Source organism: Brachybacterium fresconis (genome assembly GCF_017876515.1).
In the GTDB taxonomy this organism is placed as follows: Bacteria; Actinomycetota; Actinomycetes; order Actinomycetales; family Dermabacteraceae; genus Brachybacterium; species Brachybacterium fresconis.
The window spans coordinates 40,063-65,487 of the sequence record NZ_JAGIOC010000002.1 but is presented as its reverse complement, the minus strand read 5'-3'; the positions used below and the strand labels follow the sequence as shown (position 1 = coordinate 65,487).

At 66.6% G+C, this 25,425-nt stretch carries 25 protein-coding genes; 17 read left to right on the top strand and 8 right to left on the bottom strand.

Going from position 1 to position 25,425, the window contains the following annotated elements; translation table 11 throughout:
* From JOF44_RS20550 to JOF44_RS20540, 3 genes are all read right to left on the bottom strand, one after another.
* Positions 1-587: ABC transporter substrate-binding protein (locus JOF44_RS20550; RefSeq protein ID WP_209896394.1), on the bottom strand; the 587-nt coding region annotated here is incomplete at its 3' end.
* Between the two features lie 193 nt (positions 588-780).
* Complete coding sequence (locus tag JOF44_RS20545; RefSeq protein ID WP_209896392.1) at positions 781-1,797, bottom strand: Gfo/Idh/MocA family protein; 1,017 nt, start codon at positions 1,795-1,797, stop codon at positions 781-783.
* Between the two features lie 2 nt (positions 1,798-1,799).
* Positions 1,800-2,675, bottom strand: a complete 876-nt coding sequence (locus tag JOF44_RS20540; RefSeq protein WP_209896391.1) for a Gfo/Idh/MocA family protein — start codon at positions 2,673-2,675, stop codon at positions 1,800-1,802.
* A gap of 222 nt (positions 2,676-2,897) precedes the next feature.
* On the opposite strand from JOF44_RS20540, the gene JOF44_RS20535 reads away from it, so the two are divergent.
* The 3 genes from JOF44_RS20535 to JOF44_RS20525 all read left to right on the top strand — a co-directional run bounded on the left by JOF44_RS20535 (position 2,898) and on the right by JOF44_RS20525 (position 6,037).
* Positions 2,898-3,932 carry a Gfo/Idh/MocA family protein gene (locus tag JOF44_RS20535; protein ID WP_245349655.1) on the top strand — a complete coding sequence of 345 codons (1,035 nt, stop codon included), beginning with the start codon at positions 2,898-2,900 and terminating at the stop codon, positions 3,930-3,932.
* Entirely contained in the window at positions 3,929-4,927 is a 999-nt protein-coding gene (locus JOF44_RS20530) for a Gfo/Idh/MocA family protein (RefSeq protein WP_209896389.1), read from the top strand. The genes JOF44_RS20535 and JOF44_RS20530 overlap by 4 nt, the downstream gene beginning before the upstream one ends.
* Before the next feature lie 129 nt (positions 4,928-5,056).
* A complete protein-coding gene (locus JOF44_RS20525) occupies positions 5,057-6,037 on the top strand; it encodes a LacI family DNA-binding transcriptional regulator (protein WP_209896387.1) in 981 nt (326 codons plus the stop codon).
* Between the two features lie 265 nt (positions 6,038-6,302).
* Here JOF44_RS20525 and JOF44_RS20520 read toward each other — a convergent pair whose 3' ends face one another.
* Positions 6,303-6,695: a hypothetical protein gene (locus JOF44_RS20520; protein WP_209896385.1), complete on the bottom strand. Its 393-nt coding sequence runs from the start codon at positions 6,693-6,695 to the stop codon at positions 6,303-6,305.
* 534 nt (positions 6,696-7,229) lie between these two features.
* Between JOF44_RS20520 and JOF44_RS20515 the strand changes: the two genes are divergently transcribed.
* Together JOF44_RS20515 and JOF44_RS20510 are read left to right on the top strand one after the other, a co-directional pair.
* On the top strand, positions 7,230-8,015 hold the full coding sequence (locus tag JOF44_RS20515) for a 6-phosphogluconolactonase (protein ID WP_209896383.1): 786 nt from the start codon (positions 7,230-7,232) through the stop codon (positions 8,013-8,015).
* Complete coding sequence (locus JOF44_RS20510) at positions 8,015-9,040, top strand: N-acetylglucosamine-6-phosphate deacetylase (RefSeq protein ID WP_209896381.1); 1,026 nt, start codon at positions 8,015-8,017, stop codon at positions 9,038-9,040. Before JOF44_RS20515 ends, JOF44_RS20510 begins: the two co-directional genes overlap by 1 nt.
* Positions 9,041-9,390: 350 nt before the next feature.
* Here the strand turns inward: JOF44_RS20510 and JOF44_RS20505 are convergent, their stop codons facing one another.
* Positions 9,391-11,631: a DUF4434 domain-containing protein gene (locus JOF44_RS20505; RefSeq protein ID WP_209896379.1), complete on the bottom strand. Its 2,241-nt coding sequence runs from the start codon at positions 11,629-11,631 to the stop codon at positions 9,391-9,393.
* A gap of 390 nt (positions 11,632-12,021) precedes the next feature.
* Here JOF44_RS20505 and JOF44_RS20500 point away from each other — a divergent pair, with 390 nt between their 5' ends.
* From JOF44_RS20500 to JOF44_RS20480, 5 genes are all read left to right on the top strand, one after another.
* On the top strand, positions 12,022-13,665 hold the full coding sequence (locus JOF44_RS20500; RefSeq protein WP_209896377.1) for an extracellular solute-binding protein: 1,644 nt from the start codon (positions 12,022-12,024) through the stop codon (positions 13,663-13,665).
* Positions 13,665-14,672, top strand: a complete 1,008-nt coding sequence (locus tag JOF44_RS20495; protein ID WP_245349654.1) for an ABC transporter permease — start codon at positions 13,665-13,667, stop codon at positions 14,670-14,672. The genes JOF44_RS20500 and JOF44_RS20495 overlap by 1 nt, the downstream gene beginning before the upstream one ends.
* A 245-nt stretch (positions 14,673-14,917) precedes the next feature.
* Positions 14,918-15,667, top strand: coding sequence for a carbohydrate ABC transporter permease (locus tag JOF44_RS20490; protein WP_342591897.1), 750 nt, complete (start codon positions 14,918-14,920; stop codon positions 15,665-15,667).
* A gap of 367 nt (positions 15,668-16,034) precedes the next feature.
* A complete protein-coding gene (locus JOF44_RS20485) occupies positions 16,035-16,859 on the top strand; it encodes a sugar phosphate isomerase/epimerase family protein (RefSeq protein ID WP_209896373.1) in 825 nt (274 codons plus the stop codon).
* Positions 16,856-17,986, top strand: coding sequence for a Gfo/Idh/MocA family protein (locus JOF44_RS20480; protein ID WP_209896371.1), 1,131 nt, complete (start codon positions 16,856-16,858; stop codon positions 17,984-17,986). The genes JOF44_RS20485 and JOF44_RS20480 overlap by 4 nt, the downstream gene beginning before the upstream one ends.
* A 563-nt stretch (positions 17,987-18,549) precedes the next feature.
* Here JOF44_RS20480 and JOF44_RS20475 read toward each other — a convergent pair.
* A complete protein-coding gene (locus JOF44_RS20475) occupies positions 18,550-19,257 on the bottom strand; it encodes a DUF3800 domain-containing protein (protein ID WP_209896369.1) in 708 nt (235 codons plus the stop codon).
* A gap of 248 nt (positions 19,258-19,505) precedes the next feature.
* On the opposite strand from JOF44_RS20475, the gene JOF44_RS20470 reads away from it, so the two are divergent.
* Together JOF44_RS20470 and JOF44_RS20465 are read left to right on the top strand one after the other, a co-directional pair.
* Entirely contained in the window at positions 19,506-20,519 is a 1,014-nt protein-coding gene (locus tag JOF44_RS20470) for an IS481 family transposase (RefSeq protein ID WP_209896367.1), read from the top strand.
* Positions 20,520-20,528: 9 nt separating this feature from the next.
* Positions 20,529-21,482, top strand: a complete 954-nt coding sequence (locus JOF44_RS20465; RefSeq protein WP_209896365.1) for a tyrosine-type recombinase/integrase — start codon at positions 20,529-20,531, stop codon at positions 21,480-21,482.
* A 65-nt stretch (positions 21,483-21,547) separates the two neighbouring features.
* Here JOF44_RS20465 and JOF44_RS20460 read toward each other — a convergent pair whose 3' ends face one another.
* Together JOF44_RS20460 and JOF44_RS20455 are read right to left on the bottom strand one after the other, a co-directional pair.
* Positions 21,548-21,868, bottom strand: coding sequence for a histone-like nucleoid-structuring protein Lsr2 (locus tag JOF44_RS20460; protein WP_209896363.1), 321 nt, complete (start codon positions 21,866-21,868; stop codon positions 21,548-21,550).
* A gap of 191 nt (positions 21,869-22,059) precedes the next feature.
* Positions 22,060-22,701: an NUDIX hydrolase gene (locus JOF44_RS20455; RefSeq protein WP_209896361.1), complete on the bottom strand. Its 642-nt coding sequence runs from the start codon at positions 22,699-22,701 to the stop codon at positions 22,060-22,062.
* 87 nt (positions 22,702-22,788) lie between these two features.
* Here JOF44_RS20455 and JOF44_RS20450 point away from each other — a divergent pair, with 87 nt between their 5' ends.
* From JOF44_RS20450 to JOF44_RS20430, 5 genes are all read left to right on the top strand, one after another.
* A complete protein-coding gene (locus JOF44_RS20450; protein WP_209896359.1) occupies positions 22,789-23,643 on the top strand; it encodes a site-specific integrase in 855 nt (284 codons plus the stop codon).
* A gap of 131 nt (positions 23,644-23,774) precedes the next feature.
* Positions 23,775-24,128: a VOC family protein gene (locus tag JOF44_RS20445; RefSeq protein ID WP_209896357.1), complete on the top strand. Its 354-nt coding sequence runs from the start codon at positions 23,775-23,777 to the stop codon at positions 24,126-24,128.
* Positions 24,129-24,139: 11 nt separating this feature from the next.
* Complete coding sequence (locus JOF44_RS20440; protein ID WP_209896355.1) at positions 24,140-24,487, top strand: ArsR/SmtB family transcription factor; 348 nt, start codon at positions 24,140-24,142, stop codon at positions 24,485-24,487.
* Positions 24,474-24,926, top strand: coding sequence for an SRPBCC family protein (locus tag JOF44_RS20435; RefSeq protein WP_209896353.1), 453 nt, complete (start codon positions 24,474-24,476; stop codon positions 24,924-24,926). Before JOF44_RS20440 ends, JOF44_RS20435 begins: the two co-directional genes overlap by 14 nt.
* Before the next feature lie 77 nt (positions 24,927-25,003).
* On the top strand, positions 25,004-25,381 hold the full coding sequence (locus tag JOF44_RS20430; protein ID WP_209896351.1) for a DUF3052 family protein: 378 nt from the start codon (positions 25,004-25,006) through the stop codon (positions 25,379-25,381).
* Positions 25,382-25,425 lie beyond the last annotated feature (44 nt).

Sequence of the window (25,425 nt, the reverse complement as noted above, 5' to 3'; positions counted from 1 at the left end):
CAGTTGATGCGGGGATTGTTGGTGAAGATATCGATTGAGGGGCCGCCCTGCTGGAGTTCCCTTCCAATCTCGCGAAGACTCTCAAGTGATTCCGGGGGGCCTTCGACGCCAACCTGTTCGAATGCCTCCTTATCGTAAACGAAGAACGTGCCGGACATCTGGTAAGGCAGCGCATGCAGCTGTCCGTCGTACAAACAGGTATCGAGAATCTTGTCGTGGATGTCGAGCTGTCCCGGGAGGGAGTCCTCGAAGGTCCCCAGGACCTGTTTCTCGGCGAACGGTTGCACCCACCCGACACCCGTCATAATGATGTCACGCGACATCCCGCCAGCAATGCTTGTGGCCAGCTTCTCGTTCAGCCGGTCGAACGGTGTGTAATCGACGGCGAGATTCACTTTCTGATCGAACGAGTCAGCGATGTCCTCTTCGAGCAGTTCTTTGCCGTCGGAGTCCTGGAATATCGGCGTGATAATCGATAGGTCGCCGTTCGCTGAGGTGGTGGTATTGCCGTCGCCACACGCCGCCAGGCCACCTGCCATACCGGTAAGGCCGATCGCTGTCAGAGCGTTTCTTCTAGAAAGCATCATTGCTTTGCCTCTCGCTATTTGAGTCTGTCGGCAGACTGACTCTGGGGTCAACTGGGTGTCAGTGCCGGAGGTGGGTTTGATCAGTGCGCTCCGCGGTCCGCGAAACACTGGCGCCACTAGCGGGCGAGTCGAGTCTGCTCGGCATCGACGTTGGCCACACCAGATCCAACGACCGCCTCCATGCCCACCGGTCTCAGACGGAGGCTGGCATCTCGGCGGGACGAACCGGCTGACCGGTCCGCCCGGATTCGTACACGGCTTCGATGAAGGCCACCGCCGCACGGGCTTCGGCCGAGGTGACCAGGGGAGTGCGGCCGTGCTGAACGGCGTCGACGAAGTCGAGGTGTTGCGCGAGCATGATGTCGACAGTCTCGAACTCCGGCAGTTCCAGTCCGTCGCGCGAGTGGAAATGGATCACGCGCTCGGACTCGGTCACGATCGACCCGGCGTCTCCCATCAAGCTCATGCGGATCGGGAGGTTGCCGTAGGCGGCGGTGGTGGCCTGGAGCGTCAGCTGGGTGCCGCTGCGCAGTCGGGCGGCGGCAGTGACGGTGTCCTCCACCTCGATGCGCTCATGGGCCAGCAGCCCGGTGTAGGCGTAGAGCTCCTCGACCTCACCGAGCAGCCACAGGGTCAGGTCCACAAGGTGCACGCCCTGGTTCATCAGAGCCCCGCCGCCGTCGAGCTTCCAGGTGCCCCGCCATGCCCCGGAGTCGTAGTACTCCTGGGTGCGCCACAGGGGCACCTCGACGGTCGCCGAGGTGATGCGTCCGAGTTTCCCCTCGGAGACGATCTTCTTCAGGTACTGGTTCTCGGCGGCGAAGCGACGCTGGCTGGAGATCGAGAGGATCGTTCCCGACCGTTGCTCCGCGGCGCGGATCCGGTCGGAGGCCTCGACGGTGACCTCGATGGGTTTCTCCAGAAACACGTGCTTGCCGGCGTCGAGCGCCTCGATGGTGACATCGGCGTGCAGGCCCGAGGGCACGGCGATCACCACGGCGTCGATGTCCTCGCGCGCCAGCAGCTCCTCGACACTCGCGGCGGCCTCGACACCGTTTTCCTCGGCGACAGTCTGTGCGGCTTCAGCGTTCGCGTCGGCCAAGGCGATCAGGGCGGCGGGGGAGGCGTCGGACAGCAGCCTGGCCACGTGCTGGCGGCCGATGATGCCGACGCCGATCACGCCGAAGCGTACGGGGGAGAGCTCGTTCATCGTCAGTTCCTTTCGAGAGCGGAGGAGATGGCTGACAGCACCGCGACGGGCGCCAGCAGCTGGCCGGGGGAGCGGGAGACCGAGCCAGTCTCGACGGCCGTCAGGAACTCGGTCAGTGCCGGCGCGTTGTAGTCCCCGCCGAGCGTGAGGTCGCGCGAGACCACCGCGGCCTGGTAGATGCCGGTGGCATGGAACGGAACTCGCGATCCGGCGTCGGGCACGACGAAGGTGAAGGTGACCTCTGTGTCGGCGATACGCAGCGTGGCCACCACGGTGTCACCACGGCGCACGGCACGCACATCGAGTGCGGCGAGATCGATTTCCGGGTCGCCGAGGATCTCCAGCGCTGCCTCGACGTGGTGGATGCCGTAGAAGAACAGACCCGAATAGTCGCTGTCCGGATCGGCCGGGCCGATCACGTGCAGGTGGCGCAGCGGGCCGCTCTTCTCGGTCGGTACCAGGTGCCCGATCTCGGGCACGAAGCGCAGCGCAGAGCAGGACAGCAGCAGCGCAGAGTTCTGCTCCGTGATCCGGAGCAGCTCCTGGGCATGCTCGATGGAGGCGGCCAGGGGCTTATCGACCAGCACCGGCTTGCCGGCCTCCAGCAGCGGCCGGGCATCCTCGAGGTGCTTGGCCCCGTCACGGGTGGAGACGATCGCGGCATCGACCTCGTCCACCAGCTGGGCGGGCTTGTCGACGATCAGGTCGATCCCGCCCAGCTCGGCGAGTTCCAGGTTCCGCTCGCTGCGGCCGCCGGCGAGAGCGGCGGCGCGCACCCCTGGATGGCGCTGCTCCACGTTCAAGAACCGGGTGAAATGCGTGATGTGCGAGTTCTCGGTACCGATCATTCCGATGCGCAGCACGGCTGCTCCCCTCATGGTCCGGGCCTATCCGGACCTGTCGCTGGCTGGTCGCGAGCCCCGACAGTCATCGGCGAGAGGCGACGGCGGCGGGGCCTGCTGGACCTAGCCTGGTCTGCAATCGCTTGCACGTCAAGTGGTGAACGCCGTAGGTTGGAGCTGTTCACGTAACGTTCGGTGCACCGGACGGGACCTGGTCGCCCTGCTGGGCGAACCGGCCTCACCAGGGAAGGGAACCTCATGACCACCGTGACCGGCATCGGCCTGATCGGCCTGGGGACCATCGGCCGTAGCCATGCGCGTGCCCTCGACGCTTTGCGCGACCGGGCCGAACTGCGCGCCTTCAGCGGGAGCGATGCCGCTGCCACCGCGGAGGCCGGCTGGCCCGATGCCGTCCAGGTCCCGCCCGAGGAGCTGAACTTCCGCGATGACGTCGACGTGGTCGCGATCTGCTCCCCGAGCGGGGCGCACGCCGAGCAGGCCCTCGCGGCCCTCCAGTCCGGCAAGCACGTAGTGGTCGAGAAGCCACTGGCCCTGACCGCGACCGACGCCGACCGGATCGTCGGCCTCGCCACCAAGCAGGGGCTGACCGTCTCGACGATCTCCCAGCGCCGCCTCGAACCCGAGGTGGTCGCGGTGCGCCGAGCACTCAGGGCCGGGACGCTCGGCGCGGTGCGTCTGGCCACCACTCACGTCCACTGGTGGCGCGATGAGGACTACTACGCGGCGGCCGCCTGGCGCGGCGATCCTGCGGGCGGGGGCGGGTCGCTGATGAACCAGGGAGTCCATAACGTCGACCTGCTGCAATGGCTGGCCGGCCCCGTCGAATCGGTCACCGCCCAGCAGGCCACCCTCGCCCACGACTCCGCGGCGGAGGACACGACCGTTGCTACCCTCCGCTTCACCGGCGGGGCGCTGGGCCTGATCTCCACCACCACCGCCACGCCGCCCGGATCGCCCGCGACCCTGACCCTGCACTGCGAGCGCGGCGTGGTCGAGATCGGTCAGGGCGAGATCACCCGTTGGGACGTCGACGGTGTCCCCGCCCCGCAGATCGGCGCCGACGGCGAGGGCATCGGCGTCGGAGCCTCCGACCCCACCGCCATCGGCCTCGCCGGCCACATCCAGCAGTGGAGAGACATCCTGGACGCTATCGCCGAGGGCCGGGACCCGGCGATCACCGCGGCGGACGGCGCCGCCACCGTCCGCCTGATCGACACCATCACCACCGCGGCCCGCACAGGCCGCCTCACCACCCTCAAGGAGCTTCGATGAAGGTCGCCATCCTCGGCGCAGCCCATCAGCACGTCGACTACGCCCTGGCCGAGGTCGCCCACCGCGACGAACTCGAACTGGTGGCGGCCTCCGAACCGGACCCTAAGCTGCGCGAGAGGTTCCTGAGCGGGCTCAGCGCCCCGCTGTACGACACTCCGCAGCAGCTGCTAGAGGCCCATGACGTCGATGTCGCACTCATCACCGGGATCTACAACCAACGCGCCGAGGCCGCCGTCGCAGCGCTGCGAGCCGGAGCCCATGTGCTGGCCGACAAGCCGCTGTGCACCTCCCTCACGCAGCTCGAGACGATTCGCGAGGCCGCCGTGGACGCGGAACGGCACGTCTCGATCGTCTTCGAAAAGCGCTTCTACCCGGCCACGCTCGCGCTGCGGCGCCTGCTGTCGGGTGGTGTGCTCGGAAACATCGCGATGGTCGCCGCCACCGGCCCGCACAAACTCAATCAGCCCACCCGCCCGGCCTGGTTCCTGGACCCCGCCACCTACGGCGGCATCGCCGGCGACCTGCCCATTCACGACATCGATCTCGTACTGGATCTGATCGGCGAGCAGCAGGGAACGGCCCCGGTCGGGACCGTCTCGGCGCACGTCGGCAACGCCCGGGCCGATGACCACCCCGGCTTCGACGACCACGTTGCTCTGCTGATGCTCGCTGGCGACGTGCCGGCGACCATCGAAGCGAACTGGCTCGGCCCGGAGGCGGCCGACGTCCACGGTCACTACCGCATGCGCGTGACCGGCTCACTCGGCACGGCAGAGGTCGACTGGGCCTATCACCGCCTGACCGTGACCACCCACGACCGCGAGACCTGGGACGAGCCGCTCGGCCCCGCCCAGCGTCCCGCCCAGTACTTCTTCGACGCACTGCTCGCCGGCGAGCAGCCGGAAATCACGACCGCTGCGAGCCTGCGGGCCACCGAAATCGCCCTCAAAGCGCAGTTCAGCGCTGGCAAGGGGGGAGCGCCACAGCACTTCTGAGCGGGCAGGCCTGACGGCGAGCAGCAGGGTCGGCCCGTCGCCCGGTCGCCCTGCCGCCGCGATGCGGCAGTATATTCCCCATCCCCCGGAGCGATAGCAGGGCCGCCTGGGCCGACGGAAGGACGTATGATGCGAAGGGCCACGATCTATTCGATCGCCACCACGGTGGGTGTCTCACCCTCAACGGTCTCCCGCGCCTTCTCACGCCCCGAGATGGTCAAGAGCGAGTTGCGCGAGAGGATCGTGGCCACTGCCCGCGACCTCGGCTATTCTCCCAACCGCGCCGCACGCGGACTGGCCACCGGCCGCACCGGCGTGATCGGAATGCTGGTGCCCGATGTCGAGAACCCGTTCTTCCCGCCGCTGATCCGCGCCGTCCAAGACGCCGCTCGGGACAAGGACGCCGAGCTGCTTCTGATCGACTCCGAACTCAGTTCGACCGCGGAGCAGGAACTGGTCGACCGCATACGCCCCCAGGTCGACGGACTGATCATCGCCTCGCCGCGCCTGCCCTCGAAACGACTGCACGAGGTGCTGGACGGCATCCCCGCCGTGATCGTCAACCGCTCCATGCGCAGCCTGCCCGGCGTGGTCTGCGACAATACTCCGGCGCTGCAGGAGATCGCTGACCACCTCCACCATCTGGGGCATCGCCGTATTGCTTTGCTGCGGGGCCCGCGAGCTGCCTGGGCCGCCACGCACCGCGCCAAGGCCGTGCGGACCTGGGCCGAGGCGAAGGACGTCGAGCTCATCGAGCTACGGCCCTTCGAAGCGCAGTTCGCCGACGGCCGCGCCGCCGCCCAGCAGGTCGTCGCGTCCGACGCCTCCGCAGTGTTCGCCTTCGACGACCTGATGGCGGCCGGCGTCATCTCCGGGCTCAGTGAGCTGGGCAAGAGCATTCCCGATGATCTCAGCATTGTCGGCTGCGACGACGTGCTGCTCGCCCAGACCATGACACCCAGTCTGACCACCGTCTCGGCGCCGTTCACCGAACTGGGGCGCGCCTCGGTGGACTCGCTCACCGAGCTCCTCGCCGGAAACACCCCCCGCACCGTGACCCTGCCCGGCACGCCGATGCTGCGTGGCACCGTCGGACCGGCCAGGGCCTGAGACTGCTCGGCACTCGAGCGTCACCCCTTACCCCCGGTCGAGCTCGACCATTTGCATCAGGTTGCAGGTGTGGAAGGGGTCCCTGGCCGAGGTCACCAGCTGCTCATAGGGGCCCCGGACACCCCCGCGGAGCGGATGGCCCCTCACGGTTGCAGAAGCCCAGCAAACCTCCGTGCTCGCGGTCCCACCCCAGCTCGCACAGCGCCGCCAGTGAGTCGAGCAACGGGCCGCGGTCACGGACGTCGCCGAGCACCTCCAGTGCCACTCAGCTTCCCTCGATAGCGTGCCCGGGGACCCAATGCCGAGAGATCAGGGAGACCGGATCCGGGCTGGGCATCTCCGAGAACGTGTCGTCCGGCAGACGCTGCGAGACCACCGCCTCGACCGCCTCCCGCGGCTGCTCCCGCTCCGTGCCCGCAGCGCCCTCGGCGGCCTGCGCAAATACCAGCAACGTGTCGGCCAGGATCATCCGCGGCCCGTACCCTCCGTGCCCGGCCGGAATCTCGTACGGGGCAGTGGGCGCGGTCCCTGCCAGATGATCCGCTCGCGACCGCTCCAGAATGGGCGCCGCTGCGTCGAGCCAGCCTCGCTCGCCCGTCGGGTTCGCCGCCGCGCCGACCGATGACGAAGCGCGTCGTCGAATCTTGCCGAACAGCATGGTCGAGCAGGAAGGCGGCACCGAAGCGAGCGGCCTCCAGCAACCGGGCCGTGTCCACCGAGAGCAGACCCGGCTCGGCCAGATGCGCAGCCTGGGCCAGCAGCCACACGAAACGCCCCTGCGACCAGGTGAACTTATCGGTCGAGACCCTCTCCCGGCTCTGGTTGTCGAAACAGGTGAAGAACCCGCCGAGCTCCTGGGCGAGCCAGAACGGCAGGATCACCTGCTTGAGATGCTCACGGGGATCGGACGGCGCGCCGGGCCGGTCAGATCGGATGGTCGAGGTCATCAGCGATCCTCCGTCGCGTGCGGGTGCTGGGAGGCCCCTCCCATGATGCCGCCCACCCGTGCTAGTGTGCAACCGATTGCAGTTTGCGGTCGGCCTGTCACGGGATCGTTCCCGTGCGAGACGGGTCGTCCCAGGGCTGGTTAGGCGCTCGCCCGGCAGGGTGCGCGCTGTCGAGGCATGATTTTCTACGCAAGATTTCCAGGCACGGAGTCCTGGCACGGATTCCGGTATGAAGGAGGACGCTGATGTCGGTCGTCGATCGAGCATCGACAGTGAACGTCGTGGTCAGCCATACGGCGGAAGCCGCCGGCACAGCCGCCGGTCGTACGGCCGCCGATGCGCTCGCGAAGGTGCTGGCCGAGCAGCCCAGGGCGCGGGTGATCTTCGCGTCCGCGCCGTCCCAGGAGCAGATGCTGCGCACCCTCGGCCAGGACCCGCGAATCGACTGGTCGCGGGTCACGTCCCTGCACATGGACGACTACCTCGAGCTCGACCCAGCGCACCCCGCCTCCTTCGGGACCTGGCTGTCCGACCGGCTGCCCACCGCCGCACGGCCCGGCCTAAACCGGATCCGGCAGGACGTCGACCCCGACGGTGAAGTGCGCCGCTACAGCGAGGTGGTCGCTGCCGGCCCGATCGACCTGGTGTGCCTGGGTATCGGCGTCAACGGACACATCGCCTTCAACGAACCCGGCGACACCGACCTTACCGACCCCGCCCTGGTGCGCAAGGTCGCGCTGGCAGCCACCTCTCGCAGGCAACAGGTCGACGAGGGACTCTTCCCGAGCATCGACCAGGTCCCCACCCACGCCCTGACGCTCACCGTCCCCGCCATGCTCGCGGCGCGCACCATAGTCTGCACCGTGCTCGGCGAGACGAAAGCCGAGGCGGTCGCCTCCACCCTCACCGGTCCCGTGAGCGCCGAGGTCCCGGCGAGCGCCGTGCACACCCACTCCGACGTGGTCGTCCACCTCGATGCCGCGGCTGCGACCGAGCTGCCCCAGAGCCTGCGCTCCGGCGGACGACCCTGATGAGCGGGCAGCCCCACACCCGACCAGGACTGATAGACCTACAGGTCAATGGCTACGCCGGGTATGACGTCAACGCCGACGACGTCGACATCGAGACCGTCACGGAGCTGACCCGCGCCCTGTGGGCCCAAGGGGTGACCACTTACCTGCCAACCGTGATCACTGCGAGCGAGGAGAAGATCACGCATGTGCTGGCCGTGATCGCCGCCGCGCGCCGCAGCGATCGGCTACTGGCCCACTCCATCGCCGGCATTCACGTCGAGGGCCCCTCGCTCGCAGCCGACGACGGCCCCCGCGGTGCCCATGACCCCCGCCACCTGCGCGACCCCGATATCGCCGAGCTGAACCGGTGGCAGCGCGCCGCGGACAGCCTGATCCGAATCGTGACGCTGGCGCCGGAGAGGGCCGGCGCAGCCGAGTACATCGCCGCTGCAACCTCCCAGGGCGTGCGCATCTCGATCGGCCACTGTACTCCCACCCCCGAGCAGGTACGCGTCGCCGTCGACGCCGGCGCTGGCCTGAGCACCCACCTAGGCAACGGCACCCACGCCCGGCTGCCGCGCCACCCAAATCACCTGTGGACCCAGCTCGCCGAGGACCGCCTGACCGCGATGCTGATCGCCGACGGCCACCATCTGCCGGCCGAGACCCTCACCGTCATGATCCGCGCCAAAACGCCCGCGCGTTGCGTGCTCACCTCCGATTCGGCCGCGCTCGCGGGAAGCGAGCCCGGTCTGTATACCACCCCCGTTGGGGGCAGCGTCGAGGTGCGGCCCGACGGGAGCCTGAGGCTTCCCGACACCGAGCTGCTGGCCGGCTCCGGCAGCTCCCTGCACGACTGCCTCGCCTGGGCCACCGCCCACCTGCCCCTCAGCTCCGCCGAGCTGCTGGCGATGGCGACCACCCATCCCGCAGAGCTGATGGGACTGGGGGAGCGGGTCACCGGCGGCCAGGACCGGGTGGAGCTGGTCGGGGACCGGGTGCTGGCCACCACGGTGGCAGGAGCGCTCGTCCACAGCACCTGATCACTGCCACGCGATTCGGGTCCCTGAATAAGCTCGGAGGAGGTGGGGCGGCTGCAGCAGCTCAGCGCCACCGTGCGTGCCAAGGAGCACCTCGACCCGTTGCTTTACCACGCCCTCACAGGCCAGTTCGTCGTCGTCGAGCTCATCCGATCCGAGACCAGCGCTCACGATCTTCCGAGCCCCGACCCACCGGGGCTGGAGGGTTGCTTGTTGCTGCCGTGGCGCAGGAATTGGCCCCGTTGGTCAAGAGCGTTCCTCGGCCACGGCCATGCCGCAACCAAGAAGCCTTGGTGGTCCTTCCTGGTTGGCGGTGAAGGAGGGGCCGCGCCGTCCGCGATATTCGGCAGCGCTTACCCGATATGGCACATCGGCCCGACGGGACCGTGGACCTCCAATCCGAGCGCCGCGAGCTCGGTGTCCGCATCGCAGCGGAGCGGGCCGTCGATCTGGACTTCCGTCATCTGAATGCCGAGCGGACCTGTCTGATCCTGCTTCAGGTACACCGGGCCCTGCACGGTGGTGTCCTGCAGGGTCAGCGCTCTCGTGGTGCCCTGCAGCTGAAGTGGACCGCGCAACTGGCTGTCCTTGACGTGTACGCTCTCCGCACTCTGGGAGGTCACAGGCCCCCGGATCGTCGTGTCGAGGACCAGCACCCGTGCCGCTTCACCGATTCGCACCGGCCCATTCACCGTGGCGCCCTCAAGACAGGTAGTGCCGGCGCCGATCTCGAGAGGGTCGGAATGCTCGCCCGTCACCGTGGTGTCGCAGGTCGTTTCGGCCTGAGCGGGGACGACGCTGTACGTCCCATAAGCGATGCTCCCCTGCGGGCTCTCCAGCGTGACGGAGATCCACGGGGCCGACGAATCGATATCTTCGACATCCAGACGGAAGCGCACCGCCTGCAGAGCGGCCGGATGCGCGGCGGGACGCGACGACCCGTAATCAGGGAAACTCACGCTGGCCTCAGGCGAGATCTCAGCACCCTGCTCGCTGCCGTCGCTACCTCTCCAGGACACGGTGCCGGCCACTCCGTCGAGCTGGTAGCCGGTCATCAGCGCAGTGCCGCCCGGCTCGAGGGTCACACCGGTGGGAACGGGACGCTCCTCGTCAGCGGCGAGCTGTTCCACGAGGGCGTCCTTGCCTGGGACCTCACAGAGCATCGCGTTGTCCCAGTCGTAGCCGATCAGCTTGGTCACCGTATCGCCAGCAACCGAGACCTGCGTGGCGATGCGTGCCGAGTCCGCCTGGCCGCGGTTCACACCGGGGATACACACCGGCTCTCCCTCCAGTGGCGAGGGCTCCATGAGCTCGATGTTCGCCCACAGTTCGAAGGCATCGCCTCCTGCGGCCTTGCCACTCTCCAGAGCGGCCGTGTAGTAATCATGGGAGGTCGCGCCGCCAAACGCCTCGTCGTACGTCATCGCGCCTCCAACCACATCCTGCAACCGTTCGAGCACGATGTCGTCGGCCTGGTCCGGGAAGTAGACGCCGCCCTTACCGGTCCCTCGGCCGTCCTGCGGTGCGAGAATCAGATGAGCCCCGTCTGCGGAGTCGACCAGCCGCTGGGTGAAGAGTTCAACGGCCTCGACCGGACTCCCCATGTGAGGGCGCCCATCGATGTAAGGACTGACGAGGATCGAACGGCCGGGTGCATTCCGGGCGACGACGCTATGCTGGGCGTCGTACAGCGCGAACTGGGCATCCCAAGCGTCGTTCCCCTTCATCGGCATCTCGGAGCTTTGATACAGGCCGCCATAGGACTCCAGATCGCCGTACCGCGATTCCCAGTCCTGCACGGTGCGCTCGGTGAACCGGGTCACCGTGTCGAGGTAGGAAGTGTCGATGAGCCACGGCTCGTCTGCGTCCTGCCCGGGTCGCGGTAGTCCCAGATGGAAGTCGATACCGAAGGTGTCTGCCGCAACAAGGACGGTGGCGACATCAGTGTTCGCGTCGAGCGCGCCATTCGCGATCAGCACGAGGTCGTACTGGTCTGCGTCGCACCCCTCCCTGTCCACGGGCAGGAGCACACGCTGGAATCTTCTGTCCCCGGAGATAATCTCCGCGTCCAACTCTTCACAGGCCAGCATCTCGGAGCCGAAGCGCTCGGCCCCTGAGTAGGTCAGGACCCGGCGGATTTCGGCGTCGCCGGCGTCCTGCCGAGCCGTCTCCACGCACGGAACTCCCCCCTCGAGGCAGTCGAAGCGCTCGTCGACTACGCCGTCGGCCGTGAGGATCCGGTCGGACTCGTCGAGATCACGCAACTGGAGGCGGTATCCGAAGGTGATGAGTGTGTCGCCACCCGACTCGTAGACGTCCTGCATCGTCGAGAGCGCTCGGCACATGTCGGTCGTGTAGAAGGTGAAAAAGCCGGAAATCAACCCGCCCCCAGGGTCCGAGAGATCCGGTGTCGGACATTCACCGGGATCTCCGACACGCAATCCGTGAGTGTCGACGAGCGATGACTCCGTCGGCGCCTCTGCGGGCGCTGTTGCGGGTGGCGCCGTGGACGGCTCTGCGGTGGCTGACGCGGCACCCCCGAGCATCAGCAGTGCAGCCGCTGTCAGACCGATGACTCGACGGGCCCAACCCATATGCAACTCCTTCGTCGGGCGGCTTCCCGAGAGGCTGCCCTGATCGAGATCACTCCGCGCTGTGATCGTCGAACGTAACCGACCCGCTCAACAACCGCAACCGATTGCATCAAGTCGGCCGAAGTTGTCGCCGGGCGCCTTGCACCCCGCCTTCCGCTCCGCAGGTACGCACGCCTCCCTGCACGCCAAGTCGTTTGATCTCGTAGTCCTCGCGGCCGCGTACAGCGCCATCACCGCAGGCCACGATGCCGTAACCAAACTGCGACCCGGGGATTGTTGACTCGCTCACACGGGTGACATACGGTTATTCAACCGGTTGCAAACAATGGCGTACCGACTCGAGCGTCGGCGAGGTCCAGCCCTGAAAACAACGCGATACAGGAGCGCTCAATGCGACAGAACCAACCCAGAAAGACCCTCTCCCCTTCCCGCAGATCCTTCTTCGGACTGCTCGGAGCGGGCGCCGGGGCTGCCGCTCTAACCAGCTGCGGGGACTCCTCTTCCGGCGACAGCTCGGCGGCGAGCGGTTCCAGCGAGTACCTGCCGACCTACAAGGAGCTCGAGATCGTGGAGCCGGATTATCCGGCCGTCAACGGTTCGACGCCGGGGTTCCTGACGATCCCCGCGGAGCTTCAGGAGACCTATCCGGATCCGATCGGTGACGGCTCGGAGGCGACCGCTATGGTGCCGCTGTGGAGCGCCATCCCCGACCTCTCGGGCAACAGCTACATCGACGCCCTCCGCGCCAAGACCGGCTACGACTTCGCCTTCCAGATGACCGAAGGATCCTCCTATGGCGACAAGCTCGCCACCGTCCTGGCGTCTCCAGACAACGTCCCGGACTGGGTGGCGATGCCAGCGTGGAACATCCGCTCCAACTTCCACCAGGCGATCGAGGGTGTCTTCCAGGATCTGTCGCCATACCTCGGCGGCGATGCGGTGCTCGACTACCCGCACCTGGCGAACCTGCCGACCTCGTCCTGGCAGTTCTCGAGCTTCGGACAGAAGCTCTACGGGCTGCCGAAGCCGGGCGGCGTCGTGACCAACGCTCTATTCACCCGTGGGGATCTCCTCGACGAGATGGGCATCACCCCAGAGATCACCGACGGCCAGGAGCTCATCGATCTCGCCGTCGAACTGACGGACGCGAAGACGAACCGTTGGGGCGCGAATGATCTCGGCGTCCTGGCCTACCTGATCTTCCATGTTCCTGAGAAGTGGAAGCTGGATGACTCCGGCGAGCTCATCAACCGCGTCGAGACCGAGGAATTCAAGCAGGCGCTGGACTGGCTGAAGAAGCTGTTCGACTCCGGCGCGGTCCATCCGGACGCTGTCGCCGGCAACGTCGCCGCGGCCAAGCAGCGCTTCGAGTCGGGCAACGTGTTGCTCACCGTCGATGGCCTGGGCGGCTGGGCAGAGGCATACAACCGACAGCGCCCCTCGAATCCCGAATACCGCCAGGACGCCGTGAAGTGGTTCTCGGGCGATGGCGGGGACCCCTGGGTCTACGTCAACCGTCCCGCCGAGATGGTCACGTTCATCAAGCGCACGGACGACGAGGAGAAGATCAAGAACTTCCTGCGGGTCGCAGACCTCCTCGCCTCACCGTTCGGGACGACCGAGTACCAACTCATCGAACGCGGCGTGGAGGGCGAGCACTTCACCCTGGCCGATTCGGGCGAGGAGATGCCGACCGAGCTCGGGCAGTCCGAGGTGATCACCACGTTCCGGAGCCTCTGTGCACCTCCGCAGACGAACGCGATCGTCTCCATGCCGGACTACGTCGAGGCGTTCTGCACCTGGCAGGCCGATGCCGCGAAGAACGCGGTCGAGCCACCACTACACGGTGTCCAGATCGCCGAACCGCCCCAGCTCGCGCAGCTCAGCCAGCCCTTCTCCGACCTCCAGGCAGATGTTCCGCGGGGCCGCCAGAGCCTGGCGGACGTCGATGCCGCCGTCGAGGAGTGGCGCAAGAACGGAGGCGAAGAGCTGCGCGCGCTGTACCAGGAAGCTCTCGACTCGGGGAACTACTGATGGCTCAGGCCGACGTCACGGAGCGCGAGATGCAGCCGGACAGCAGCACCGGAGACTCCTCCGCCGCGACACCGCCGGTGCGACGCGCCAAGGCGTCCTTCGCCAGTCGGCTCCGGCGCGACCGCTCGCTGCTGCTGATGGTCCTGCCGGCGGTAGCGCTCGCGCTTGTGTTCAAGTACGTGCCGATGCTCGGCAACATCGTGGCGTGGCAGCAGTACTCTCCCTACGTCGGCATCACCGAGAGCCCCTGGGCGGGCTGGGAGAACTTCCAGCGGCTGCTGACGGACTCCAACTTCCACAGCGCCGTCATCAACACGATTTCCATCACGACGTTCCAACTCTTCTTTTATTTCCCGATCCCGATCGTGATGGCGCTGCTGCTGAACTCCGTACTGACCCCGTGGATCCGCTCGACCATCCAGTCGATCGTCTACCTGCCGCACTTCTTCTCGTGGGTGCTCGTGGTGACGGTCTTCCAACAGATGCTCGGCGGCGCAGGCCTCCTGAACCGGGTGCTGCGGGACAACGACGTGGCCCCTGTCGACATCATGACCAATCCGGACACCTTCCTCCTCTTGATCACCAGTGAAGCAGTCTGGAAGGACGCCGGCTGGGGCATGATCATCTTCCTCGCAGCCCTGGCCGCGATCGACCCGACGCAGTACGAAGCCGCTGCGGTCGACGGAGCTAGCGGGTGGCAGCGGATGTGGCACGTTACGCTCCCGGCGCTCAAACCAGTCATCATCCTGCTGCTCATCCTGCGCCTCGGGGATGCCCTGACCGTCGGCTTCGAACAGATCCTCCTGCATCGCGATGCCATCGGCACAGCACGCGCCGAAGTCGTGGACACCTACGTGTACTACCAGGGCGTCCTCTTCGGGGACTGGAGCTTCGCCGCCGCGGCAGGCCTGGTCACAGGCATCATTAGCCTCCTTCTCGTGCTCGGAGCGAACAAGCTGGCCCATGTGTTCGGCGAGGCCGGCATCTACCAGAAATCAGACTCATGACACACACCGGATTCGACGGCAAGCCGGGCTTGACATCGGCGGCTCCGATTGTCGCACCACCGCCCAAAGACCACCCTGAGAAGCGACGGACTACGAAGCGGCGCTCCCGTCACCGGCCCGCGTGGCAGGAGCCCCCGTCCCTCCCCAGCCGGATCGGGAAGACCGCTGCGCTGGTCGTCATCACCCTGGTGGTCTTGTACCCGATGTACACCGTCATGCTCACGAGCATCTCGCCGCAGGGGTCCGTGAACAAGTCCGGCGGGATGGTGACCGTGCCTCGCGGCATCACGTTCCAGGCGTACGCGCAGATCCTCACCGGCGGCGTGGTGACTCAGTCGGTCCTGGTCTCGATCTTCGTGACTGGCGTCGGCACGCTGCTGGCCACCGGGGTGTCGATCATGGCGGCCTATGGACTGTCTCGACCCGGGTCACTATTCCACCGCGGGCTGCTGCTGTTCTTCGTGATCACCATGTTCTTCGGCGCCGGGATGATCCCCACCTACCTGTTGGTATCGAACCTCGGACTGATCGATTCCCTATGGTCGCTGATCCTTCCCAGCACCGTCTCAGCATTCAACCTACTGATCCTGCGCAACTTCTTCATGGGGATTGACCGCAGCATCACCGAAGCGGCGCGCATCGACGGGGCGAGTGACTGGCGGATCCTCAGAAGCATCATCATCCCCATGTCGAAGGCGGTGATCGCCGTCATCACACTGTTCTACGGCGTGATGTACTGGAACAGCTTCTTCAACGCGATGCTCTACCTCAACGACAGTTCGAAGTGGCCGCTCCAACTGGTGCTCCGCTCGTACGTGCTCCAGGGACAGCCTGTCCCCGGAGCGGATGCCGTTGACACCGGTGGCGCGGAGGTCGCCGGGCTGCCGATCAAGATGGCGATCACGGTGGTCGCGGTGATCCCGATTCTCCTGGTGTACCCGTTCATCCAGCGGCACTTCACCAAGGGCGTCATCTTCGGTGCAATCAAGGGGTGAGCCGACGGCGGGCAACCCAGCTCAGCTAGCTGCCTGCCACCTTCACGGTGCCACCAGCAGCACCGTGAACGCCTTGAGGGTCTCCTGCCGCCGCGCGATGCTCTTGGAGCAGGAACCGGCCCGACGGATGCGGACGCGAGGCGGCGGCCAACGGCGCGGGAGCGTCAGCCTTTATAAGGGTGGGCCGACGAAACCTCTCCGGTGGGCTCGACCATGCTTTCCTCGGCGTTTGTGACGCCATTGCGCCCTTTAACCGAACCGTTCACTCCAAAAGCCTCCGACCAGTGGGATCACTTTTTCGCTTACTCTCGCGCATCCGTGCGATGCGACCCGCCCTCTGACGACGACGTACGAAAGCAGGTCTCCCGTGGTATTGCCCATCGCCTCCATCCAGCTCTACACGCTGGCCGCCGAGTTCTCGGCGGACATGAACGCCTCCCTCGACAAGCTCGCCGGGATCGGCCTGCGCACCGTCGAGGCCTTCGACTTCGTGGGCCGTCCGACCCAGATCCGAGCGGCTCTGGACCGGGCCGGCCTGAGCTCCCCGACCGGTCACGCGCCCCTGCTCTCGGACGAGCTGTGGACCCCGGACGGCTCGATCCCCACCCCGGCCAACGAGGTCGTGTTCGAGGCCGCCGCCGAGATCGGCATGAAGACCGTCATCGAGCCGATGGTCGCCGCGGACCGGTGGCTCACCGAGGACGGCGTGAAGGATATCGCCGAGCGCCTCAACGCCGCCTCCGAGAAGGCGAAGGAGTACGGACTGAGCGTCGGGTACCACAACCATGCGCAGGAGTTCGTGGCCTCGTTCGACGGTCAGACGGCCTATGAGCGCTTCCTCGATCTGGTCGACCCCTCCGTCGTGATCGAGCTGGATCTGTTCTGGGCGCTGGCCGGCCAGCAGGACGTCGTCGGCCTCGTCAAGAAGCTCGGTGACCGCCTCGCCGCGATCCACGTCAAGGACGGCATCGCGCCGGCCTCGAACCCCTTCGCCCCCGACGCCCCCGCCTTCGACTCCTCGAGCCTGGACCAGCGTCACGCCGGGGAGGGCGAGGTGCCCACCCTCGACGCGATGCGGGCGGCGACCGCCGTGCAGTACGCCGTCATCGAGTACGACAAGGCACCCGGCGACGTCTTCGAGGACATCGCCGACAGCTACACCTTCCTGATCGAGAAGGGCCTGGCCGCATGAGCACCTCCACCCCCGTCGGCGTCGGATTCATCGGCGTCGGCGTCATCTCCGACACCTACCTCGAGAACCTCGGCTCCTTCCCGGACGTCGACGTCCTGATCCTCGGCGACCTCGACACCGAGCGCGCCGCCTCGCAGGCCGCCAAGCACGGCGTGCCCGCCTCCGGCACCGCGCAGGATGTGCTGGACCACCCGGACGTGCAGGTCATCATCAACCTCACGATCCCCGCCGTGCACGCCGAGATCTCTTCGGCCGCCGTGGCCGCCGGCAAGCACGTGTGGACCGAGAAGCCCCTGGGCCTGGACCGCGAGTCCACCTCCTCCCTGCTGGCCCTGGCCGAGCAGAACGGGGTGCGGGTCGGCTGCGCCCCCGACACCGTCCTCGGCCCCGGCGTCCAGACCGCCAAGCGCGAGATCGCCAAGGGCACCATCGGCCGCCCGCTGTTCGCCCAGACCTCCATGCAGTACCAGGGCCCCGAGGTCTTCCATCCGAACCCCGGCTTCCTGTTCGCGAAGGGCGCGGGCCCGCTGCTGGACATCGGCCCGTACTACTTCACCACCCTGGTGAGCCTGTTCGGCACCGTCTCGGCGGTCGCCGCGATGGGCGTGACGGCCCAGGAGGAGCGCACCATCCAGGTGGGCGACAGGGCCGGGGAGACCTTCCCCGTCGAGGTCCCCTCGACCATCTCGGTGCTCACCCAGTTCGAGGCCGGCCAGACCGGCACCTCGCTGGTCAGCTTCGATTCGCCGCTGGCCCGCCAGGGCGTCGTGGAGATCCACGGCACCGAGGGTTCGCTCGTGGTCCCGGATCCGAACATGTTCGAGGGCCGCATCGCCTACGTGCGCCCCTTCGAGTCCTTCGGCGAGCAGCCTCCGGAGCAGGAGTGGATCGAGGTCCCCCAGGAGGGCATCGTCACCGGGCGCGGCCTGGGCCTGCTGGACATGGTCCGCGCGATCGCCGAAGGTCGCCCGCACGTGGCCAGCGGAGAGCTCGGCTACCACGTGCTGGACGTGATGCTCTCGGCCGAGGAGTCCGCGGCCTCCGGCGAGTTCGTGACCGTGGACAGCTCGGTCGCCGATGTGCCGCTGCTGCCCGAGGGCTTCGACCCCTTCGCCCGCACGATCTGAGCGTCCGCAGCACGAGGCCTCCATCTTCTCGAACTGTCAGGATGTCGTGACCCGCGGCGGTCATAAGCTCGGCAGAGGATCACCAGCGGCAGTCCATGGCCGTCGACGAGCTGGTGTGTCTTCGTCGAGAGCCCGCCGCGGGAGCGGCAGGCACAAGCTTAGAAGGCACGCCCCAGGCGAAGGTTGAGCGAAGGCTGTCGAGAACGGCTTCATGGACAGTGAGATTTACGGCGACGTGAAACAGCGCCGGCTTTCCGCAGACCGCGTGAGCGATGTGACTGGCCGTCTCACGGGAACCTCTCCGGAACCGTCCTTCTGATCAAGTCACGGCAGGAGCGAAATACGAGGAGCGCCAACCGTTCTAATGCTCATAATAGAAGGTATGCGGACTGGCGCAGGAGGTTGAGCATCCTCGACGGTACGGAGCGATGCCAGCGGCGGGCACCTGCGCTGTGCGCCGGGGGCATAGCGCGGCCCGGGGGAGGGGCGTAGACTGGGGGTTACAACGGGCCGGCTACCGGAACGTTGCCAGCCTAGGGCCCCGCTTCGGTGGGGCCCTAGTTTTATGGCCGCCACACCCACCGGTGGACCGTAGCCGGGTAGATCAGACTGGTGAGCCGGTCCGTCGTCGCCTGCGCCCTGGGGTGCTGATTGACGACGGTCTCAGCGCGGCGGTGGATGTACGTGGCCATGTCAACGGCCTGCAGACCTGGCGACAAGCGGGAGTCGGCGAAGTTGATGGGCGAGGAGATGTTCGCCAGGGTGCTGGATCGGTAGCCGTCGGTGCCAATGCGCTGGTAGTCCTCAAACTGTGCTTGGTGCTGTTCCTGGGTCGCGATCTGGTCGGCGACCACGATGGTCTGCTGACCGCCGCCGTGAGCCCTGCTGTAGTCATTCAGGCGCTCGAGAAGATGGCTCAGGACAATCGAGTGCGGCGGACGTGGATAGGCATAGCGGGCGTTCAGGCGGCGAACGTCGACGCCGCGGAAGAGATATCGAACGCCCGCGTCGAGACTTGCTTGGAGGGCAGCTGCGTAGATGCCAGCCGCCTCACGGTGCTTCCCTCGCAGGGCACGCCAGTCGCCGCGTCCACCCATGAGTTCGTGGCCATGGAACTCGGCGTTGGCGGGCACCGAGTGTCGTGGAGTCGTGCGCTGACGCACAGCCTCGAAGCCTTCGGCAACGAGCTCCCAGGTTGCCTCGTCGGCCACGGCGGCACCGATGAAGTAGGTGTCGTGGTCGTAGGACTCATCGACGTAGGCGATCAACACACAGGCCATCCTGCCAGTGCTCCGGGACGTCAGCGTACAGCCCGGCTGCAGGGGAGGGAGGCGTCTAGTGCGCATAATCAAGATTATGCGCACTCGATGGAGTGTTGCCGCGGCGGTGGGGCTGGCTGCGGCCTAGCTGTTGCGGGTCATGACGTTGTGGACGCCGCGTAGGGGATGAAGGAACGGGCCCCTGGACTGCACGATGGGTGGTGCTGAAGCCAAACGTCGAGCAGGAGGAGACCCGTTCCATGCACCACCGTAATGCCCCGCTGACCGTCGTTGGGAGGCAGCGAGCCGTTGCCCAGGTCGTCGACTCCGGTCGTCCGATCGCCCATGTCGCCGCCGAGTTCCGCATCGCGCGGACGACGCTGTCGAAGTGGACGGCCCGCTACCGCGAGCACGGCGATGCCGGCCTGGAGGACCACTCCAGCGCACCTGCGAACCGCCCCTCACGGCTGCCGGCCTGGGTGCTGGAGAAGATCGAGTTCTGGCGGCGTCAGCACAAGTGGTCCGCCCGGCGGATCGCCCGCGAGCTCGCCGACGCGCACGGCTTCGCATGCTGCGTCAGGACGGTGACCCGGTGGCTGGACCGCCTCGGGCTCAACCGCCTGCGCGACATCACCCCCGACGGCGAGAACCTGCGCTCACCAGGAAAGATCACTGCCCGCTATCCAGGACACATGGTCCACATGGACGTCAAGAAGGTCGGACAGATCCCCGACGGCGGTGGCTGGTGGATCCACGGGCGCGGCAGCGAGCAGGTCCTCGCCGGCAAGCGTGCCCGCAAACAGCAAAAGGTCGGCTACACCTATCTCCACTCCATGGAGGACGGCTTCTCCCGCCTGTCCTACACCGAGCCGCTCGAGGACGAGAAAGCCACCACGACGATCGGGTTCTTCCACCGCGCGAGGGTGTTCTTCGCCGAGCACGGCATCACGCGGATCACGCGCCTGGTCACCGACAACGGCAGCAACTACACAGCCTCTGCGTTTCGTCGCTCGACCTGCGCGTTCATCGGCAGGCACCAGCGGACCAGGGTCTACACGCCCCGGCACAACGGGAAGATTGAGCGCTACCAGCGGATCCTCGCCGAGGAGTGCCTCTACGCCCGTCCCTACGCCTCCGAGGCCGAGCGGCGCGAAGCGATCGCGGTCTGGGTCCATCACTACAACTACCATCGGCCCCACACCGCCTGCGGCGACCAGCCTCCGGCCTCACGCCTTCACGCCGGCGTCGACAACGTCATGACCAACTACACCTAGCGTGGCGGGATGAGCGAACTCTTCGTCGATGCGGCCCGGGACTGGATCGCGGAACGCCGCGCGGTCGGACGCACCATCAGTACCGAGACGGCCAAGGCCTACCGTGGCGATATCGCTTCGTGGCAGCGCTACCTAGAGGCCCAAACGGGTGCCTCTGTGAGGGTGCAGGACCTCACGAGCCCCGTCATCAAGGCCGCGCTGGCCGAGATGAACAACGCTGGCCTCGCGCCGGCCAGCCGCCGCCGCCTGGTGACAACGCTGCGCGGGCTATGCCGGTACCTCGTCCTCGAGTCCCGGCTGCCCACCGACCCTACGGCCGCGATCCAGGCGCCCCGCGCCCCCGCGCGCCTGCCCGTGGCGTTCACCGACGGCCAGATCTCCGCTCTCCTGGAGACAGCGAAGACGGAAGACCCCCAGGCGCGCCCAGCAGCGCCGTTGCTGGACGTCGCGATCGTGCTGATCCTCGCAGCCGGAGGACTTCGTGCCAGCGAAGCCGCCGGCCTGCGGGCCCTCGATTACCGGCCCGGTGATGAGCCCTCGCTCCGCGTCGTCGGCAAAGGACGCAAGGCCCGTACTGTGCCGCTGGATCCTGGCGTCGCCGCGCAGATCGACACCTACCTGCCCTGGCGCGCCGAGCGGCTGCCCGAGCAGAGCGACTCGTCTCCCCTGCTCATCCGCCCAGACGGCCGAGCGCTGACCCGCGACACGATCTCCTACCGCGTCAACCGCCTCTACGCCCGGGCCGGTATCGCCAAGCCCGAGGGCGAAGCAGCTCACGCCCTGCGCCACACCTACGCCGTCTCCATGGTGGATGTCGGTGTCCCGATCTCCGAGGTGCAACAGCTGCTGGGTCACGAAAGCATCGCCACCACCGGCATCTACCTCAAAGCCTCAGCCACCCACCTCAGGGCTGCCTCCGCCGCGCCCTCAGCCGCCCGCCTGCTTGCCAGCAAGCTGACATGACAGCTCCGTAGTAGAGTTCCCGAATCTCTCGCGCGGGACTCGCGAGGAGCAGCTGCGTTCCCGGGTCAGCGCGCCGCGGCGTACGCCTCGCGGATCTCCTTCGGGATTCGCCCCCGTTCGCTGACCTCGTAGCCATGTTCGTTCGCCCAGGCGCGAATCTTGCCGGCGTCGCTTGGAGAGCCTGCGCTCTGGGTGCCACTGATACGCCGACCTCCGACACGGCGGGCTTTACCGGCCCACTCGCCGAGCTGATCGCGCATCCGCTGGGCGTTGTCATCATTGAGATCGATCTCGTACGCGACGCCATCAAGACCGAAGCTCACCGTGCTGGTGGCTTCCGAGCCGTCAATATCGTCGGTGAGGATTACCTGAGTCTTACGCGCCATTCTTGTACTCCCTGCATAGCTTTGACCTGACGAGCGTGATCGTAGCGAAGAGATCTCCGAGAATCCTGCTGTGCCGCCGTAGACTTCCTGCATCGCCCCGACGGAGGTTCAACAATGTGTGGACGATTCACGCTGGCATTCGGTCTGAGCATCGTTCACTGGATGCAACCGTGGGTCTCTGCTGGCCGTGATCAGTCGAAGTGTGCCGGTTCGGGGTTCTGCCAGTGGCGGTGCAGCATCTGGATCTGCTCGGGCAGTACGCGTGCGATGGAGAGTTCAGGCAGGTCGTCGACGGGGTGCCAGGCCACTTCGCTGGTCTCGTTGCTCACGAAGTCGGGATCTACGTCGCCTAGTTGATCGCAGACGAAGAAGAGCTTGTAGACGTGTCGGTCATAGGGCGGGTGGTGTGGCCACGCTTCCCGGTCGAGGAGGCCGGCTAAGTGGATCGCGCGGACCCTGATGCCAGCTTCTTCGAGGATCTCTCGCTCTACGGCCTCACGAGGCGTCTCGAGGACGTCGCACCAACCTCCGGGCAGCGTCCATTGGTCGTCCGAGACCTCACGGACGAGCAGCACCCTGCCGTCCGGGGCGAACACGCCCCCACGGACATCCAGTTTCGGAGTGGTGTAGCCAGCAACTGAGGCGACCGCGCGCTCGTAAACGGGTAGGTCCTCGGAGGAGACGTGATGCATGAGCTCTCGGGCGATAGTGCCGAGGCGGTGGAAGCGCTCGATGTCGAACTGATCGCGGCAGTAGGCGAGACCGGACTCCGCGAGAGCGGTCAGCTCCATAGCGGTGCGGCGGACTTCGTCGGCGGGGCGCTCCGTCGTCATCAGGACAGGGTAGAAGCATGACGCCACTCAGACAGCAAGATCGTTCATGTACCGCATCATTGTTGCGATAGATGCAATACTGGGTCGATGGCCCAGGACTCGCGTGGCGTCTCGCCACTTCAACAGCTCCGCAACGTGAGGGCGCTGGACGAGGGGCGCTTCGTGTTCGAGGCGATGCTCTCGGGTTGGGGTGATCAGCAGAGCAGCCGGGGCTTGGCCGAGCGGACCATCGGGAGTCGCGAGCTCGTCGTCCGGAGGTTCGAGGAGTTCGCCGGCCGCTACCCATGGGAATGGTCACCGGGCGACTTGGAGGACTTCACGACGCAGGCGAAGTCTCGGCAGCGCCCGGCGACGCCCTCGACGATCCGGGGATATCACTCCATCATCCGCCTGTTCTGCGATTACCTCACCGATCCCCGGTACCGGTGGACAGTCGACTGCGAAGAGCGCTTCGGAACCGCACCGCAGCAGATCTGCCACGAGTGGAACACGCTCGCGCACCTGGTCGACTATGAAGGCCGCCCACAACGGCGAGCACTCACCTACGACGAGCTCGAGCAGCTCTTCGCGGTGGCTGACCGCCGCGTCGAGGCGATCCTTCAGCATGGCAGGAAGGGAGCCCTCGCCGCGCTGCGGGACTCCCAGATCTTCAAGACCATCTACGCCTACGGACTGCGCCGGGCCGAGGCAGCCGGTCTCGATGTCGCTGATCTGCGACCCAACGGTGCTGCCCCGCGGTTCGGACGCTTCGGGGCGGTCGACGTGCGCTGGGGCAAGGGCTCTCACGGATCGGGACCGCGTCGCCGTTCCGTGCTCACGCTCCCCGAGCTGGACTGGATCACAGAAGGGTTGGCGCAGTGGGTCGACCAGGTGACTCTGTCGGGCTCATCCGACAGCGTTAGTCGGCTTCGTTCGACACCGTTCCTGGCTGGGTCCAGATGAGTGTCGGTGAGTCGTGACACCACCTGGCCTCGGTGGAGTGGAGTCGACACCGTATTGGCGCGGCAGCTGGGCTGCCCGTGGTGACACGGCCCGGCTTGACGCGTAGGTTTTTTCCTACCTATAATTTCGGCATGGCTATCAACACAGTGAAGACAGTGACCGTGTTCGTCTCCGACCAGGACCGTGCCCGCGACTTCTACGTAGGCGCGCTCGGGCTCGAGGTGAAGGACGACCAGACATTCGGCGAGAACCGCTGGCTCGAGGTCGGCGCGCAGAGCGGTACGACCCTGGTCCTGCACAAACCGTTCCCCGGCATGAGCGCCGGTGGCGGGCAAGGCACTCTGTTCGAGAGCTCCGACCTCGATGCTGACGTCGCAGGCCTGCAGGAGGCCGGGGTGGTCGTGGATGGACCGAACGACATGCCGTGGGGTCGGCAGGCCACCTTTTCCGACCCGGATGGCAACGGCTTCGTACTGCAGGGCTAAGGCGACGCACTGTGCCTCGGCGACTTAAGAGCGGACCGCTGGACGAGGTGTTCGGCGCATTGTCCAACCCCACTCGTCGGGACATCCTCGATGCGCTGCTCGGTGGTGAGCACACCGTCGGGGAGCTCGCCGGGAAGTTCGACATGGCCCGACCCAGCGTCTCAGAACATCTTCGTGCATTGCGCGAGTCCGGACTCGTGGACGAGCGACAGGAGGGCCGGCACCGCTTCTACCGTGTCACGGGCGAACCGTTGGTCGAGCTGATCGACTGGCTCACACCGTATGAGCGCTTCTGGCGTGGCCGCATGACTGCGCTGAGCAACGTCCTCGACGGAATGGACAACGATGACCAAGCATGAAGACCTGTCCCGGATCGAGGTCGATCAGTACTTCCAGCATCCGTCATCCAAGGTGTGGCGTGCGCTCACGACCCCGGAGCTCATGGCCCAGTGGCTGATGCCCAACGACTTCGAACCCATCGTGGGCCACCGGTTCACCTTCTGGGCGCGACCGGTCGCGAAAACCGGGTTCTCCGGACAGATCTCATGCCAGGTGCTCGATCTACGGCCCCAGAAGATGCTGCGGATCAGCTGGGCCGACGCCGACAACACCGACGGGATGGCGACCACGGTCACCTGGATGCTGCAGCCCGAAGGGAAGGGCACTCGCCTGTTCCTCGAGCACGCCGGGTTCGACCTCGATGACCCCACGCAGCAACTCGCCCGCAAGTTCATGAACGGCGGCTGGCGAAGCCACGTCCTGCGCCGATTGAGCGAACTGCTCCAGCACCTGCGGTGACCGGACCGAATCGACCCGCACCACCCGACCACGGCTGACACATTTCAGCGAACGGATAAGAACAAGGAAGGCCAACCATGGCACGCACTATCGCGGAGAAGCTCCAGATCAAGCCCGGTACCGAGCTGCTGCTCGGCCATTCCTCGCCCGAGCAGCGAGGGCTACTCGACCCCCTCCCCGAGGATGTCACCGTCATCGACGGGATAGACCGCGACACCACCGACGTCGTGGTGACGTTCGCCCACGATGGCGACGAACTCGACACGCTGCTGAACAGCGTGTTTCCGCTGCTCTCGTCGCCGAAGGCCGTGTGGATCGGCTACCCCAAGGGCAACAAGGCCGATATCAACCGCGACAGCATCTGGAAGCGCGCCGAGGAGTCCGGATGGACTCTCAACGGCAACATCTCGCTCTCGGACACTTGGTCGTCGGTTCGCCTCAAGCCCATGAAATGACCGGGGCACGACATGACGATAGGACGGACGGAACCGACGCCGAG

Excerpts from the sequence above, each read along its gene's own strand:
- JOF44_RS20545 (WP_209896392.1), bottom strand. The coding sequence starts at position 1,797 with ATGAACGAGCTCTCCCCCGTACGCTTCGGCGTGATCGGCGTCGGCATC.
- JOF44_RS20540 (WP_209896391.1), bottom strand. The coding sequence starts at position 2,675 with ATGAGGGGAGCAGCCGTGCTGCGCATCGGAATGATCGGTACCGAGAAC.
- JOF44_RS20535 (WP_245349655.1), top strand. The coding sequence starts at position 2,898 with ATGACCACCGTGACCGGCATCGGCCTGATCGGCCTGGGGACCATCGGC.
- JOF44_RS20530 (WP_209896389.1), top strand. The coding sequence starts at position 3,929 with ATGAAGGTCGCCATCCTCGGCGCAGCCCATCAGCACGTCGACTACGCC.
- JOF44_RS20525 (WP_209896387.1), top strand. The coding sequence starts at position 5,057 with ATGCGAAGGGCCACGATCTATTCGATCGCCACCACGGTGGGTGTCTCA.
- JOF44_RS20520 (WP_209896385.1), bottom strand. The coding sequence starts at position 6,695 with ATGCTGTTCGGCAAGATTCGACGACGCGCTTCGTCATCGGTCGGCGCG.
- JOF44_RS20515 (WP_209896383.1), top strand. The coding sequence starts at position 7,230 with ATGTCGGTCGTCGATCGAGCATCGACAGTGAACGTCGTGGTCAGCCAT.
- JOF44_RS20510 (WP_209896381.1), top strand. The coding sequence starts at position 8,015 with ATGAGCGGGCAGCCCCACACCCGACCAGGACTGATAGACCTACAGGTC.
- JOF44_RS20505 (WP_209896379.1), bottom strand. The coding sequence starts at position 11,631 with ATGGGTTGGGCCCGTCGAGTCATCGGTCTGACAGCGGCTGCACTGCTG.
- JOF44_RS20500 (WP_209896377.1), top strand. The coding sequence starts at position 12,022 with ATGCGACAGAACCAACCCAGAAAGACCCTCTCCCCTTCCCGCAGATCC.
- JOF44_RS20495 (WP_245349654.1), top strand. The coding sequence starts at position 13,665 with ATGGCTCAGGCCGACGTCACGGAGCGCGAGATGCAGCCGGACAGCAGC.
- JOF44_RS20480 (WP_209896371.1), top strand. The coding sequence starts at position 16,856 with ATGAGCACCTCCACCCCCGTCGGCGTCGGATTCATCGGCGTCGGCGTC.
- JOF44_RS20470 (WP_209896367.1), top strand. The coding sequence starts at position 19,506 with ATGCACCACCGTAATGCCCCGCTGACCGTCGTTGGGAGGCAGCGAGCC.
- JOF44_RS20465 (WP_209896365.1), top strand. The coding sequence starts at position 20,529 with ATGAGCGAACTCTTCGTCGATGCGGCCCGGGACTGGATCGCGGAACGC.
- JOF44_RS20460 (WP_209896363.1), bottom strand. The coding sequence starts at position 21,868 with ATGGCGCGTAAGACTCAGGTAATCCTCACCGACGATATTGACGGCTCG.
- JOF44_RS20455 (WP_209896361.1), bottom strand. The coding sequence starts at position 22,701 with ATGACGACGGAGCGCCCCGCCGACGAAGTCCGCCGCACCGCTATGGAG.
- JOF44_RS20450 (WP_209896359.1), top strand. The coding sequence starts at position 22,789 with ATGGCCCAGGACTCGCGTGGCGTCTCGCCACTTCAACAGCTCCGCAAC.
- JOF44_RS20445 (WP_209896357.1), top strand. The coding sequence starts at position 23,775 with ATGGCTATCAACACAGTGAAGACAGTGACCGTGTTCGTCTCCGACCAG.
- JOF44_RS20435 (WP_209896353.1), top strand. The coding sequence starts at position 24,474 with ATGACCAAGCATGAAGACCTGTCCCGGATCGAGGTCGATCAGTACTTC.
- JOF44_RS20430 (WP_209896351.1), top strand. The coding sequence starts at position 25,004 with ATGGCACGCACTATCGCGGAGAAGCTCCAGATCAAGCCCGGTACCGAG.